The following is a 13,641-nucleotide window of genomic DNA, read 5'->3' on the forward strand; positions in this document are numbered from 1 at the left end:
AATGAAAAAAGCTGACTTTTTAATAAAGATTTTACTAGATTTAAATTGTAGTGATGCTGAAAGAGATGATGCAGCTATTGAATTAGGCTACATATATAATGATGAATTTGTAGAAGACGCATTGTTACAAATAGCGAATAACCAAAACACCGATGAGATGATTAGAGCAAGCTGTGGAGAGTCTCTAGCACAAATATGGTTATCTAGAAAAGTATTCGAGTATAACAAATTGTCATCACTTAAGGGAATTGCCTTTTCTGAGGCTATGGGACTTATAAAAAGAGAAGATAGAAATATTTATGAGGATATAAAAAAAAAATTCAACATATAGCAAACAAATAAAATGTTTTCAAATATGGACTTAAAAATTAAGCCTTGGAGATATAGTTGGGCAAGTGAGTATGAAATGAAGACTACATTTAAAGAAAATCAGATTATTGCTAGTTTTGATGGCAATCAAAAAAATAGGTATCTATAAGGATGAGGTTATATTTTTTGATACAGTATCTATTTATTGAATAGTTATCTAATAAAAATAAGGGATACATTAAAATTATTACTTTAGGTGACTAAAAAATATAGAAATCTTCTAATAATTATTTAATACTTGTATTCAGTATATTAAAGGTAAAATCAATTATTAGAATAAAGTAGCTTTGTTTATGATTTGCAAAAAATTATTACTAAAAATGATTATGGATATCTAAAAAAAAGGAGCTGACCATTACGGTTTTGCTCCTTTTTCTAGTGTACTCATCATGTGCATAATCCATAGGGTGCAAGTCCCGGGTAGTGTTAGCCTAAAATGAGGGTGTCTGTGGCGACGCGAAATCTGAAGGAAGTCGGTGGTGTTAAATTTCCGACTAAATGGACAGACTTCATACGGGGTCCTACCAACAAAACGCGTAAAACATACGCTAAGCAAATTCCAATCTAAAAAAAGTCGAATTCCTGTACGCTAAGGAACCGACTTTTTAATCTGGCTTGTTAAGCTAACGCATTCGATAGTTTAAGTATAATCCTTCATAATCTTGCTTGTTGAATAAGAAAAAGAGTTAAGTTAATTTAAATGTTTTGTACAATTGTACAAATTACAATCCCATTTGCCTTCTATATTATTTATATGTACTAAAAGAAAAAAACACAGTCGGTTCGATCTTAGCAGAAGCTTCTCCTGCGATCCGTTCATCGTTCGAATCCGATTACGAGAGCGTAGAGGTTGCAATTTCAACGATTAAACACAAATTTTTAGACATATTTAACACAGTCGGAATGAGAGTCGATAATGTCACAAAGGATTTTGAAAAGGAAAAAGAAAGTATAGTTGCTGGGTATGAAGCACGCATTCAGACGCTTCAAGAAAGACTAACTTCTTCAAATCAGAATCTCGAAACGGCTGAAGAGGCTGTGAAAGCATTGAAGAAATCACAAAGATAAGTAATGAAAACGAACGTCTATTGAAAGATGCTACAAACGCGATTGCTGAAAAAGAGAAAATCGAAACAAGTTACATCAAGTTAGAAACGGAAAAAAAAGAAACAATTGAGGAACTAAAAGCTGATAAAGCGCAATTACAAGACTTAAATCTGACAAAAGATAAACGGATCTCCGAGCTGCAAGCGTTTGAAGAAACAAACGAAGATTTAAAGGAGAAATTAGGTAAAGAAGAAACTAAATGCAAATTACTGGAACAAGAGAAAAAGCAATTAGAGCAAGTTAACACCGATTCGAAAAAAGCACATAAAAACGCACTCGACCTCCAGAAGAATGGATTTGAGGAACAAATCAAACAGTTACTAGCACAAATTGACGAAATGAAAAATGACAAAGTGCAGTTGAATAATCAAGTAACAACCAGTTCACAGCAAATAACCAATCTGCAGGAACAATTAGCAAAAAGTTCGGATCAAATCACGAAACTGCAAGAACAAATTAACAGAATGCAAAAAGCAAATCAATCCACTGAAGAATAACAAAAGCTCCCCATTTAGAGGAGCTTTTTCAAATACCCCTACTTAAAAAAGCAAAGGGACAATGTTACTTATAGAGTTTTATTAAAATGATTATGAAATGATAAAGCTTTTGTTAGTTTTTATAAATAAAAGTCCAAACTACTCTTTTTCATTAATAAATCGTGACAATATTATTATTTTTCTGAATATTGTGGACATTATATTATTCGACATATTACACTAATAAATGCAAGTCCAATAGAAGACTTCATAAACTACTACAACCGGAGGTTCATCATGTTAAAAAAACCATTAGCTAGAGCAACTACAATCGCATTAGCCGGATCATTATTAGCTGCACCTATTTCATCCTATGCACAAGTAAAACAACCTACAAACACAAGCACAGAAAATGGAGGAGTCTCAATTAATCCTATGAGCCTTAATAATGGGACTTGGCAACAAACAGTTGATGGAGAAGTCTATCAAATCACGAAGACTAAAGATGCCCTTTCTACAACAATAACTGTAAAAAATTTAAGTGATATAAGTGTACCAGATGTAACAGCTGTTCAATGGGTAGGAAGCAATAGCCTTGATTACTCTATTGATGGTGGGGAATCTTTTTATGTAGAAGGTGACCAAGCATATGATTCTGAATCTAGTGGTGAAATCGTTAATCCAATTCCGGAACCGCCAACAGAAGTTATTGCAACTGACGGTGGATATCCTACTACCGGTACATATTTAACAGGTAAAGAGGGTTTACCATATTTTGCAATGTGGAAAAGATATGTCGTTAATGGAAAAGTTAGGTGGGACATGACTTCTTATGGTGCAACGAAACAACGTTATCAAACAAAAGATAACTATGGTGACATTACAAACTTTAAAAACCAAGTTGATGATATCGCTAAGGATACGATGTCAGCTGCATTAGCCCCAGTCATAGCAGGTGCTACTTTTATTGGTACTATTAAATCAATGGCTGCACCAAATACCGGAGCTGCAGCTATGAAAAGTCTTGCAATTACGTTTTGTACGGCTGTAAGTCTTAGCTTAAGTGCAGTATTACCTATGATGACTTTAGCATATGATGTAGGCGCTGCTAACCGCATTTGGTTGTGGGACCTGTAAAATTTAGTAAATCTTTATATAATAGAAATAAAAGACGAAAAAGGCGGACATCATGAAAAAGAATTCAGTTTTTCCATTGGTTTGTTTTGCGTTTACCTTGCTTTTCCTTAATTTGCATTCTCTACATTCATTCAGTGGCAGTTTCATAGAAAAAGCCTTATTTATTTTTCTGACTCTATTATATTTCTATATGTTCTACGTTACTCGAAAAACAAAATTTATAATTTTTAACATAGTAGCTTATATTGGAATTATTATTCTTTTTGTAAATTAACACCGTTCCATAAAAAAAGCCTCTGCCTTTTTAGGTAGGGGCTTCTTAATAACTTAATATACGCACTAATGCAAATCCAACTCTAGTTCCAATTATATTTAAACTATCACCATTTACCTTATCATTAAATACACGCACATATTTTTTGATTAACCGATCCGACGAATAATTCCCAAACACACTCCATACACCTTCACCTGGAAATTGCTTTGTAGGGTATTTTGGAACGTTCACATATGCAAAATCCGTATTTGAAGTCGTTGCCCAAACAAGCGTAATACCGTTTCTACATTGAGATACCGTTTTGGATAACATAACCTCATCTGTAACATCCATTATCAAACTTCCAGACCATAATTCCTCTCCGGATGATAATAGACCAGATGCAAAAAACGCATCAAGCTTAGCCGGATGTAGTCCTATTTTTTTCGCAAATGAATTTCAGTGGCTTGTAAAAACCACTTATTAGGTATGACACGGACCAATTTAAGCGCGCGCAATTAATCCCTATAACCTTTAAACAGAGTTTTCTATGATTACAGACACAACGTAAGCTATTCATTTCAGAAAATGCAAGCTTTAATTGTCCCTACACTGGAATTAGCGTTTCAATTGGAGAAATTGGTACAAAAAAAATCCCCCAACTATTGGGGGACTTACATTTTTTGCTCCAATTTATACGATTTGACTTTCCATTTTCCTTTTTTAAAAAATACCACAAACGACCGTTTTTGGTTAAAAACAGGGAACTTCTCTAAAACCTCAAAAACTACTTAAAATACATAACCAAAAATATAACCAAAATCTAAATACCAATATATCTATTACAAACCCCTTTTTGGTATAGTTAGGATATTAAAAAAGGGGGGATTCTTGTTGAAATTTGGATATGCACGTGTCAGTACACAAGATCAGTCATTATCGTTACAACTAGATGCATTGACTCACTACGGAGTGGACCAGACTTTTGAAGAAAAGGAGTCAGGCAAGAGAAAAAACCGTCCACAGCTTGACGAGCTTCTTAAAGTTTTGCGTAAAGGCGACACGGTAGTTGTCTATAAATTAGACCGTATCAGTCGTAGTACCAAACATTTAATTGAGCTTATGGAACATTTTGAAGTAAAGGATATTCATTTTGTCTCCATACAAGACAAGATTGACACGACAACTGCTATGGGACGATTCTTTTTTAGAATGTTGGCCAGCATAGCAGAATTAGAACGAGATATTATTAGTGAACGAACGAAAGATGGATTGACGGCTGCTAGAGCTAGAGGAAGAAACGGAGGCAGACCGAAGGTTGATTTTAAAAAAGTAGAACTTGCTATAAAAATGTATGAAAGCAAAGATTACTCGTTATCTCAAATTAAGACGGCAACAGGAATTGGAGCGACAACCTTATATCGTTATCTAGAAAAGAAAAAGATACCTAGCAAGGAGTAATAGCATGAGAGGGAAAGAATTACTAACAGATGATCAAAGAACGGAATTTGTACGAATTCCAGCTGATATGAGCGAAAGTGAACTAGAAACTTATTATACTTTTTCACAATATGACCTTGAAATTATTAAACGACACAGAAGAGAGCACAATCGACTGGGCTTTGCTGTTCAATTATGTGTTCTACGCTATCCAGGATGGTCCCTTTCAGATGTTGGGCCTATTCCAGATTACATAATCGAATACATAGCTAGACAAAAATCGGCAAATTACTTGTTAAAGTAAATTCAGGTACATCGATAACAATTGATGATCCAAGTCCAAATACTAGACCCTATTTTCATCTAATTAGTGAAAATGGTATATATACAGTAGTTGCAGAACGTAAAATTTCACTGCAAGGAACTTTTAACTTTCGAGATTTGGGTGGATATGAAACAGTAGATGGAAGAACTGTTGAGTGTGGGAAATTGTATCGTTCGGATGCCCTAGGAGGATTAACTAAGCAAGATATTTCATACCTGCAAAATTTAGGTTTAAAAACCATTCTTGATTATCGTAGTGCAGATGAAATCGAGAAAAGTTCAGATCCTGTTATACCTGGAGTAAAAAATATCAATGATCCGGTTATAAAATCTGGTAGTACTAGCTTAGATATCTTTAATCTAGATATGACAGGATTGGATAAAACTTTCCAACAGATGCAAAGAGAAATGGTTGAGGACCCACATGTAGATGCGTATCGAACGTTATTTCAGTTACTTTTGAATTCAAAAAATGAAGCTGTTTTACAGCATTGTACAGCGGGGAAAGACCGAACTGGGGTTGGGTCGGCACTAGTTTTACTAGCACTGGGAGTTCCAGAAAACACTGTACTTAATGATTACTTGTTAAGTAACAACCCAACTTATATTGAGAAACAATTGGCTGCCCTCGAACCATTATTGAAAACAGATGAACAAAGACAAGTTGTTACTGCAATATATGGTGTAAAAAAAGAATGGCTACAAGCTTCATTAAATCAAATTAAAGAACATTATGGATCATATGATAATTATTTCAAAAAAGTTATTGGATTGACTGCAAAAGATCGCCAAAAATTAAAAGATATGTATTTATATTAGAACGAAAGAGCGTTCTGAAAGAAAATTCTGCTTTAACTAAAAAGGCTGTTTGAAGTTAATAAAACTTCGGACAGCCTTTTAAAGTTTATTTTTATTTATTAATAAATTTAGTCCTGCTCAGTAATTTTCATCTGATAAGCTCTGACGATAATCCCATCATTTGCTGGTTCAAAGTCAAACTTTGGCAATCGTTTAAATCCTAATCTTTCATATAAACTTATGGCATTTTTCATAAATTCACCGGTATGTAATCCAATCGCATCGAAACCTTTTTCCTTCGTACGATTAATACATTCTGAAATTAGCGCAGAAGCAACTCCTTGACCGCGGCAGTCTGACTCTACAGCAAGCATCCGGATTTCTGGGTAATCAAGCTCGTCGATAAAATCTCCATAGGCATTTATTTTAGCCGGAAATAAAGCGACACTTCCGACAATTTTTCCTAAAACCGTCGCAACAATTATTTCCACACCTTCTTGTTCATCAACATTCGAAGAGAGGGACTTCTTTAAAGCATTCCAATGATTAACTGGTAACAAGTTTCCGTATTCATAATAAGCGTTAATTCTTTGTTCTCGAATTGACTGAAACATCTCTTTTTCAGCATTACAAATTTCTATTCTTACCATTTCAATGGCATCTCCTTTTGCTTCAATGAATGAGGAATTTTTCTTTTTGACCACTTAAATCTTCGCGATTGTGCTTCGAATTCCAAATCGTAACTTCTGGACCTTTTGGTAGGACTTTTGGCTCTTTCTTATCGGGCGAAATGGTAATCGATAAATGGTAATGTCGCTTAATCGCATCAAAATCAGTCGTATCCCCAAACCCTGGTGTTTGATATAAATCTCGTGCATAGCCCCATAAATTTTTATACTCACGTATTAAATTTCGATTCGTATTAAAGGCCGTAAAGTAAGCAGCATCGAACCGTACAAGTGTTGTAAATAACCTAACGTCTGAATCAGTAATTTTATCACCAAATAAAAAACGTTGTTTAGATAAGCGCTGCTCTAGCTCATCTAATCTATTAAATAATGTTTCATAAGCATCTTCATAAGCTTTCTGAGATTGTGCAAAACCACATTTGTATACGCCATTGTTTACATCAGTGAAAATGATATCATTTAGGGCATCAATTTCTTGGCGGATTGATTCTGGGTATAAATCTGGTGCATTCTTTTTGTGATAAGGCTTCCAAACAGTTTCGAAATAATTTGTTAGTCTAAAATAATCATTATTAACTACCTTACCAGAACGAATATCGATCATTGCAGGCACTGTCGGACGTCCGGAGTAGTTTTGATCAGATTTATGATAAATTTCACTCATATATCGGATGTCTAATATTGGATCAACTCCTCCTGAATCCAAAGAAAATTCCCAATCGACGTGAGGCAATCTTGGTCGCATTGGACTGACGGTTCCCAAACTAATCGCATTTTCTAGCCCTAAAACTTTTCGTACAATAACAGAACGATGGGCCCATGGACAAGTAGCTGACCAAATGAGTCGATATCGACCTGCTTCAACAGGGAGTTCTTCTGGCTTATTTCCAAATGGTGTAGAAAAACGATTTAACTGGCGTTTAAAGAAACCATCAACTGATATTTCAGTTGGTTTAGTTTGATTCATACTTAAACTTCCTTTCTCACTAATTTGGATAATATTTCTTTTGCTCAGAATGGGGTATATAGAAGTAATTCTAATACTCTATTATACTCTAAAAATTCAGAAAATGTATTTTTTCTGGAAATAGAAATGATGATAATACTATATCTTTAACTACTGTTAAACTACTTTGTTAGAATTTATCTCGAATTTGAGGTATATTTAAGTTGATTAATAAATATAGGAATAGAACCTTGTAAGTCGATTCAAAATTCACTTCAAAAATGACAGAAATTCGGAGGAATAGCTTAATGGAAATAGGAATCAGTACTTTTGTTGAAACAACACCTGATGCAAAGACAGGTGAAGTAATAAGTCATGCGGAACGATTGCGTGAAGTTGTGGAGGAAATTGTTCTTGCAGATCAAGTTGGATTAGATGTATTTGGAGTAGGAGAACATCATCGTAATGATTTTGCAGCATCATCGCCAGCTGTCGTACTAGCAGCTGCTGCATCACAAACAAATCGAATTCGGTTAACAAGTGCCGTAACTGTACTTTCATCGGCAGATCCAGTACGAGTATTTCAAGATTTTGCTACGCTTGATGGTATATCGAATGGACGAGCAGAAATCATGGCGGGACGTGGTTCTTTTATCGAATCCTTTCCTTTATTCGGTTATAATTTAAACGACTATGATGAATTGTTTGAAGAAAAACTGGATTTACTTTTAACCTTGCAAAAATCTGAATTCGTAACTTGGAGTGGAAAACATCGACCAGCTATTAACAATATAGGAATCTATCCACGTCCAGTTCAGAAGCCCCTCCCAATTTGGATTGGAAGTGGCGGAAACAGTGAGTCAGTCGTTCGAGCTGGATTATTAGGACTTCCACTAGTACTTGCAATTATTGGTGGACGCCCAATTCAGTTCGCACCACTTGTTGAACTTTATAAAAAAGCAGCTGCTCATGCCGGTCATGATGTAAACAAACTACAAATTGCATCCCATTCACATGGCTTCATTGCAGAGGATACAATGACAGCAGCTGATAAATTTTTCCCATCAACACAGCAGGTCATGAATAAGCTTGGAAAAGAACGAGGTTGGGGGATTTATGACCGACCTGCATTCGACGCGGCAAGAAGCTTTGAAGGTGCACTTTATGTTGGGGATTCCGAAACTGTAGCACAAAAAATCATCCACCTTCGAAAAAATGTAGGTATTACAAGATTTATGCTTCACGTACCAGTTGGTTCAATGCCACATGCAGACGTAATGAAAGCAATTGATCTATTAGGTAAAGAAGTTGCACCAATCGTTCGGGAAGAGATCTCTAAGTGGGAAGCAAATCAATAAGTTGAAATAAATGAAAAACTGTTTTCTATAAAGAGGACAGTTTTTTTATACCAAATAAAAAATCGTGATAATATTCCATCAAATGGAAAAGAATAGAACGTAGGAAAGGAGGGTATGCGAGTGTTAATAAGAAATTGGTTATCAGGTCTAATTGTTATTTTGGCAACGATTGTATTGATAGCAACACCAGGTAATTTTAAAGCTTTTGCTGAATCTGAGGGATCAGATGCAAATGATCGCGCACAAACAATCGTAGTAGAATTGAATGATGATTACTTTAATCCTAAAAACATCACGATTCCAAATGGAACAAAAACAACTTTATTATTGAAAAATAAAGGGAGTAAACCACATACTTTTACTGTGAAAATGCTCAATATTGATGTAGAACTTCAACCGGGAAAAGAAACATCCATTGCCGTTCAACCAAAACAAGCAAATACATATGATCTTACTTGTAAATACCATTTCAATGTTGGAATGGTAGGAAAAGTAATCGTCAAATAAAAGCAAGGCCACAGGGCCTTGCTTTTATTTATGTAATGCTAATTTTACACTGTAAAGAAATGCCATAAATTCCAACTTAAGAAGGTATTTCATTACTACTTCCTCATACACTTAAAATGAGGAGGGATATGGATGGAGAATATCGATTTTCATATACTTCAATGGTTTTTCGGTAGTACACCGATTCTTGGTTTAACATTAATGATGTTTATTGCATCATCGCTTGGGAAACGCCCTACTATACCAATTATTACAGTTATCGTAACTTCATGTTTGTGGTTTATTTGGAAAACGCTCCCAAATGATATATGGCATCATATGGGTGCAGTTGATAACGTTGGGCTGTACCAACATATAACCTTTGCACTAATCCTTGGTTTTGCCACATCGAGCATACTCGGAGTGTTTCAAAAAACTCCTCACGTTAAATAAGACATCATTTGTTATATGAACATTTTAAAAGCTATCAATGGTTTTATATAGCTGAATGCAAAGTACCAATAACTATGAGCTTCTCTCAAAGAGGCTCTTTTTTATATTTCAAGAAATAAATAAATTTAAGAAAGCGAATTCATAAAAATAGTAATAAAAGTGATAAAAAAAAACGATTGACTCTCCCCTCAGAGGAGGCTTTACATTATGTTTTGTAGAGTTTTAAAAGGAGTTGAGTTAAAATGAAAAAACAAAACATAATGTTATCTTTAGTATTAATGAATTTATTCATTATTTTTTTAGGGATTGGATTAGTAATTCCAGTAACACCATCAATTATGAATGAGTTAAATATATCAGGTACAATTGTGGGATATATGGTAGCTGCATTTGCTATTACACAATTATTTTTTTCACCAATTGCAGGTCGCTGGGTAGACCAGTTCGGACGAAAAAAAATGATTATAATTGGTTTATTAATCTTTAGTATCTCAGAGTTTTTATTCGGAATGGGTAAAACGATTGAGGTCCTTTTTATTTCACGTATGTTAGGCGGAATAAGTGCGGCGTTCATTATGCCAGCTGTAACAGCATTTATAGCAGATGTTACAACGGTCGACACAAGAGCAAAGGCACTCGGCTATATGTCGGCTGCAATTTCAACAGGTTTTATTGTTGGACCAGGTGTTGGAGGATTTTTAGCAGAATATGGTCCACGCATTCCGTTTTTCTTTGCGGCAGGATTGGCCATTTTCGCAGTGATCTTATCTATTACAGTTCTTCCTGAGCCTGAACGAAATCAAGAAAGTATTCAAGAAAAAGGACAAAAACCAGGATTTAAACGTGTTTTTGCACCGATGTATTTTATCTCGTTTATGGTCATATTGATCTCACAATTTGGTTTGTCTGCTTTTGAATCATTATTTTCACTGTTCACTAATCATAAATTTGGTTTTACACCGAAAGACATAGCAATCATGATTACTGGTGGTGGGATTATTGGTGCGATTGCTCAATTAGCATTATTTGATCGATTAACAAAATGGATGGGAGAAATACGATTAATTCGATATAGTTTAATCCTTTCTACAATACTAGTGTTTATGATGACACTAGTAAACTCATATTTTATGATTTTACTAGTGACGATTACAGTATTTTTAGGCTTTGACTTAATGCGTCCAGCTGTTACAACCTATTTATCTAAGATTGCAGGTAATGAACAAGGCTTTGTGGGTGGAATGAATTCAATGTTCACTAGTTTTGGGAATGTAATAGGACCAATAATAGGTGGAATCCTATTTGATATAGACTTAAACTATCCTTTTTATTTTGCAACAGTCTTATTAGCGAGTGGCGTTGGTTTAACAATCGCTTGGAAAATGCCAGTGTATCGAACAGCACAATAAATTAACAAAGCATATTCTATATTTTCGAATAAAGAATATGCTTCTTTTGCTAAAATAAGAATGTGGAGGTGATTGAAGTGAAGGAAAAACTATATACAATAGGTGAGGTATCTAAATTAGTTAATATTTCGATTAAAGCACTCCGTTATTATGATAAAATCAACTTATTTAAACCCGCGTATGTCGATCCAGATACGAATTATCGATATTACAAAGACTCACAAATTCATCTTCTCGATTTAATAAAATCACTCAAATATATTGGTACTCCTTTAGAAGAGATGAAAGAAGTACAGGGGCTACAAAGAGATGAATTTTTCTCCTTTTTAACAGAACAAGAAAAAATTGTAAGAGAAAAAATTGATTCATTAATCGAAATTAAAAAAATCATCGCAAATGCAAAAAAGGGATTACTAAAACAAAAGGATTATCCACATTTTGGTGAAGTGTTTTTTTCGTATGAAGAAGAAATGCAAATCATTCAGACGAAAGCTAATGGGATTGACCCGAAAAATATTTTAAATGCTTCATACAGTAAATTGAAGAAATTTGCTGCATCTACAGAAGGTTTTAGGAACAATGGGTATGGTGCCATTGTGCCATATAAATTTTATACACATGTTAATGAAGTATCATATCAATATTTATTTACACCCGTTTTAACAAAAAAACAAACTACACTACTTTTGCCGGGTACAGAGGTTTCAACAATCCCCGAAGGAAAATTCATATGCATTACCTATAAAAGCGTATCATCTGATGATTATTTTACAAACTTACAAAGACTTATTAACTATATAGACAAACATCAAATAACGATAAAAAGTGATATATATGAGTCATTAATACATAATAATTATTCACCGAATCAAAAAGAAGAATTTTTGATTGAAATGAGAGTATTGGTCGATGATGAAAGAGAATAGATAGAATAAAATACGATCTTAAAAGCTCTTAGATTAATGACGAGCTTATTAAAGATTTTAGACAGACTCCTTAAAGAGTCTTTTTTTTACTTTTATGATCCAAGAATAAATTTATTTAATATACAAATTGAAATATTGAATAAAAAGTGAAAGGTTTATAGAGAAATTTAATTTATACGATCGGCAAATCAAATTATTTAATATAAAAATTGAATTATTTAATTTAAATATAAATTTTTATAAATAATTTTAAATTTTTGTTTGAAAAATTAAATATATAGTGTATGATATGATTAAATAAAAGAAAGGAGAACAGTATGTCGTATCCTTTACTCACTAATTGTCCTGTTTGTAGCAAGGCACTTAAAATTACTAAGCTACAGTGTAATCATTGTCAGACAACGATCGAAAATGAATTTGAAGTATCAAGATTAGCGGCTCTAGGTCAAGAACAACTTCATTTTATTGAGATTTTTCTTAAATGTCGTGGAAATATCAAAGAGGTCGAAAAGGAACTAGGAATTTCTTATCCGACTGTCAGAGGGAAATTAGATGAAATTATTTCTACTCTTGGATATTCCACTCAAAAGAAACCAGAAATAGATAAATCAAAAATTGTAACGTTATTAGAAAAAGGCGAAATTACGGCTGAAAAAGCCATTCAATTATTAAAAGAGGGGGACTTATAATGAAAGACGAGATTTCAAGAATCTTAACGTTGATGGAAGATGGTAAGATTGATAAGGATAAAGCAAGTGAATTAATTAATATTTTACAAGATAAAGATCAGCCAGAACGCGTATCACTAAAAAAAGAAGCCTATGGAAATAAAATGTTAAAGATTCGTGTTAACTCTGAAGTAGGAGATAATGTTAATGTGAATGTACCGATTAATCTTGTAAAGGCTGTTTTAAAAGTAGGTACAAATATTGCTGAAAAAATTCCAGAGGCTGAAAAATATGTAAAAGATATTAACATTGATCTGCTAATCGAAGCGATCGAAAACGAAATGGTCGGACAAATCGTTGACATCACTTCATCTAACGGTGATAAAGTTTTTGTTGTGATCGAGTAAATTATGTTAAAGGTCAAGTTGAAAATAGATGGAAAGCGATTCTCCATTCCCGTTCCTTATTCGGTTTTAAATTTAGCTAGTATGATCATCACATCTAAATTGCTTAATCGTTTAGTAAATAAAGCAATAAAAAAAAATGGCAGCAAATTCAATTTCCCTGAAATTAATAGAAAAGATTTGAAACCGTTACTACAGGGACTTTCTAAAAACAGCGGAGTGATCCTTGTTGATACGATTTTAAAAGATGGAACAGAGGTAATCGTAAAGCTTTAAAGTTCAATTTTTTAGTCACTAATTTATATATTCTTATTTACCAAATTGTTTTAAACTGATTTACTAATAATAATATTATGTAAACAAGTATAAAGTATAAAAAGAAACCCCTTTTTTCA

Annotated in this window: 16 protein-coding genes and 2 pseudogenes; 15 read left to right on the forward strand and 3 right to left on the reverse strand. The window is 33.7% G+C overall.

The features are described from left to right. Position 1 precedes the first annotated feature (1 nt). The 4 genes from ACFVR2_RS22955 to ACFVR2_RS22970 all read left to right on the forward strand — a co-directional run bounded on the left by ACFVR2_RS22955 (position 2) and on the right by ACFVR2_RS22970 (position 3,089). Positions 2-331, forward strand: a complete 330-nt coding sequence (locus tag ACFVR2_RS22955; RefSeq protein ID WP_387367282.1) for a hypothetical protein — start codon at positions 2-4, stop codon at positions 329-331. A 743-nt stretch (positions 332-1,074) separates the two neighbouring features. Next, entirely contained in the window at positions 1,075-1,437 is a 363-nt protein-coding gene (locus ACFVR2_RS22960) for a hypothetical protein (protein WP_387367285.1), read from the forward strand. A 20-nt stretch (positions 1,438-1,457) separates the two neighbouring features. Beyond that, positions 1,458-1,973, forward strand: a complete 516-nt coding sequence (locus tag ACFVR2_RS22965; RefSeq protein WP_387367288.1) for a hypothetical protein — start codon at positions 1,458-1,460, stop codon at positions 1,971-1,973. Positions 1,974-2,249: 276 nt separating this feature from the next. After that, complete coding sequence (locus ACFVR2_RS22970) at positions 2,250-3,089, forward strand: hypothetical protein (RefSeq protein ID WP_387367291.1); 840 nt, start codon at positions 2,250-2,252, stop codon at positions 3,087-3,089. 319 nt (positions 3,090-3,408) lie between these two features. On the opposite strand, the gene ACFVR2_RS22975 is transcribed toward ACFVR2_RS22970, so the two are convergent. Continuing rightward, complete coding sequence (locus ACFVR2_RS22975; protein WP_387367294.1) at positions 3,409-3,699, reverse strand: hypothetical protein; 291 nt, start codon at positions 3,697-3,699, stop codon at positions 3,409-3,411. 540 nt (positions 3,700-4,239) lie between these two features. On the opposite strand from ACFVR2_RS22975, the gene ACFVR2_RS22980 reads away from it, so the two are divergent. From ACFVR2_RS22980 to ACFVR2_RS22990, 3 genes and pseudogenes are all read left to right on the forward strand, one after another. Then, on the forward strand, positions 4,240-4,806 hold the full coding sequence (locus ACFVR2_RS22980; protein ID WP_387367297.1) for a recombinase family protein: 567 nt from the start codon (positions 4,240-4,242) through the stop codon (positions 4,804-4,806). 4 nt (positions 4,807-4,810) lie between these two features. Then, positions 4,811-5,062, forward strand: a pseudogene (locus tag ACFVR2_RS22985) (DUF4158 domain-containing protein); the annotation flags it as partial. A gap of 38 nt (positions 5,063-5,100) precedes the next feature. Beyond that, a pseudogene (locus ACFVR2_RS22990) lies at positions 5,101-5,928 on the forward strand (tyrosine-protein phosphatase); the annotation flags it as partial. Between the two features lie 107 nt (positions 5,929-6,035). Here ACFVR2_RS22990 and ACFVR2_RS22995 read toward each other — a convergent pair. Continuing rightward, the gene (locus ACFVR2_RS22995) at positions 6,036-6,557 is read right to left on the reverse strand and encodes a GNAT family N-acetyltransferase (protein WP_387367300.1); all 522 of its coding nucleotides are present in this window, start codon (positions 6,555-6,557) and stop codon (positions 6,036-6,038) included. Positions 6,558-6,579: 22 nt separating this feature from the next. Further along, a complete protein-coding gene (locus ACFVR2_RS23000) occupies positions 6,580-7,563 on the reverse strand; it encodes a glutathione S-transferase family protein (protein ID WP_387367303.1) in 984 nt (327 codons plus the stop codon). 287 nt (positions 7,564-7,850) lie between these two features. Here ACFVR2_RS23000 and ACFVR2_RS23005 point away from each other — a divergent pair, with 287 nt between their 5' ends. From ACFVR2_RS23005 to ACFVR2_RS23040, 8 genes are all read left to right on the forward strand, one after another. Beyond that, positions 7,851-8,900, forward strand: a complete 1,050-nt coding sequence (locus tag ACFVR2_RS23005) for an LLM class flavin-dependent oxidoreductase (protein ID WP_387367306.1) — start codon at positions 7,851-7,853, stop codon at positions 8,898-8,900. 114 nt (positions 8,901-9,014) lie between these two features. Next, a complete protein-coding gene (locus tag ACFVR2_RS23010; RefSeq protein WP_387367309.1) occupies positions 9,015-9,407 on the forward strand; it encodes a cupredoxin domain-containing protein in 393 nt (130 codons plus the stop codon). 132 nt (positions 9,408-9,539) lie between these two features. Continuing rightward, complete coding sequence (locus tag ACFVR2_RS23015; protein WP_387367312.1) at positions 9,540-9,839, forward strand: hypothetical protein; 300 nt, start codon at positions 9,540-9,542, stop codon at positions 9,837-9,839. A 242-nt stretch (positions 9,840-10,081) separates the two neighbouring features. Then, a complete protein-coding gene (locus ACFVR2_RS23020) occupies positions 10,082-11,248 on the forward strand; it encodes an MFS transporter (RefSeq protein WP_387367315.1) in 1,167 nt (388 codons plus the stop codon). Between the two features lie 77 nt (positions 11,249-11,325). Then, positions 11,326-12,174 carry a MerR family transcriptional regulator gene (locus ACFVR2_RS23025; RefSeq protein WP_387367318.1) on the forward strand — a complete coding sequence of 283 codons (849 nt, stop codon included), beginning with the start codon at positions 11,326-11,328 and terminating at the stop codon, positions 12,172-12,174. Positions 12,175-12,491: 317 nt separating this feature from the next. Beyond that, positions 12,492-12,863, forward strand: a complete 372-nt coding sequence (locus ACFVR2_RS23030) for a DUF2089 domain-containing protein (protein WP_387367321.1) — start codon at positions 12,492-12,494, stop codon at positions 12,861-12,863. Beyond that, a complete protein-coding gene (locus ACFVR2_RS23035) occupies positions 12,863-13,249 on the forward strand; it encodes a hypothetical protein (protein ID WP_387367324.1) in 387 nt (128 codons plus the stop codon). Before ACFVR2_RS23030 ends, ACFVR2_RS23035 begins: the two co-directional genes overlap by 1 nt. A 3-nt stretch (positions 13,250-13,252) precedes the next feature. After that, positions 13,253-13,522 carry a hypothetical protein gene (locus ACFVR2_RS23040; RefSeq protein WP_387367327.1) on the forward strand — a complete coding sequence of 90 codons (270 nt, stop codon included), beginning with the start codon at positions 13,253-13,255 and terminating at the stop codon, positions 13,520-13,522. The last annotated feature ends 119 nt before the right edge of the window (positions 13,523-13,641 follow it).

The sequence above is a fragment of the Gottfriedia sp. NPDC057991 genome (genome assembly GCF_042886615.1).
Classification (GTDB): domain Bacteria; phylum Bacillota; class Bacilli; order Bacillales; family Bacillaceae_G; genus Gottfriedia.

Coding starts and splice junctions, on each gene's coding strand:
- ACFVR2_RS22955 (WP_387367282.1), top strand. CDS start 2: ATGAAAAAAGCTGACTTTTTAATAAAGATTTTACTAGATTTAAATTGT.
- ACFVR2_RS22970 (WP_387367291.1), top strand. CDS start 2,250: ATGTTAAAAAAACCATTAGCTAGAGCAACTACAATCGCATTAGCCGGA.
- ACFVR2_RS22975 (WP_387367294.1), bottom strand. CDS start 3,699: ATGGATGTTACAGATGAGGTTATGTTATCCAAAACGGTATCTCAATGT.
- ACFVR2_RS22995 (WP_387367300.1), bottom strand. CDS start 6,557: ATGGTAAGAATAGAAATTTGTAATGCTGAAAAAGAGATGTTTCAGTCA.
- ACFVR2_RS23000 (WP_387367303.1), bottom strand. CDS start 7,563: ATGAATCAAACTAAACCAACTGAAATATCAGTTGATGGTTTCTTTAAA.
- ACFVR2_RS23005 (WP_387367306.1), top strand. CDS start 7,851: ATGGAAATAGGAATCAGTACTTTTGTTGAAACAACACCTGATGCAAAG.
- ACFVR2_RS23010 (WP_387367309.1), top strand. CDS start 9,015: ATGCGAGTGTTAATAAGAAATTGGTTATCAGGTCTAATTGTTATTTTG.
- ACFVR2_RS23015 (WP_387367312.1), top strand. CDS start 9,540: ATGGAGAATATCGATTTTCATATACTTCAATGGTTTTTCGGTAGTACA.
- ACFVR2_RS23020 (WP_387367315.1), top strand. CDS start 10,082: ATGAAAAAACAAAACATAATGTTATCTTTAGTATTAATGAATTTATTC.
- ACFVR2_RS23030 (WP_387367321.1), top strand. CDS start 12,492: ATGTCGTATCCTTTACTCACTAATTGTCCTGTTTGTAGCAAGGCACTT.
- ACFVR2_RS23035 (WP_387367324.1), top strand. CDS start 12,863: ATGAAAGACGAGATTTCAAGAATCTTAACGTTGATGGAAGATGGTAAG.
- ACFVR2_RS23040 (WP_387367327.1), top strand. CDS start 13,253: ATGTTAAAGGTCAAGTTGAAAATAGATGGAAAGCGATTCTCCATTCCC.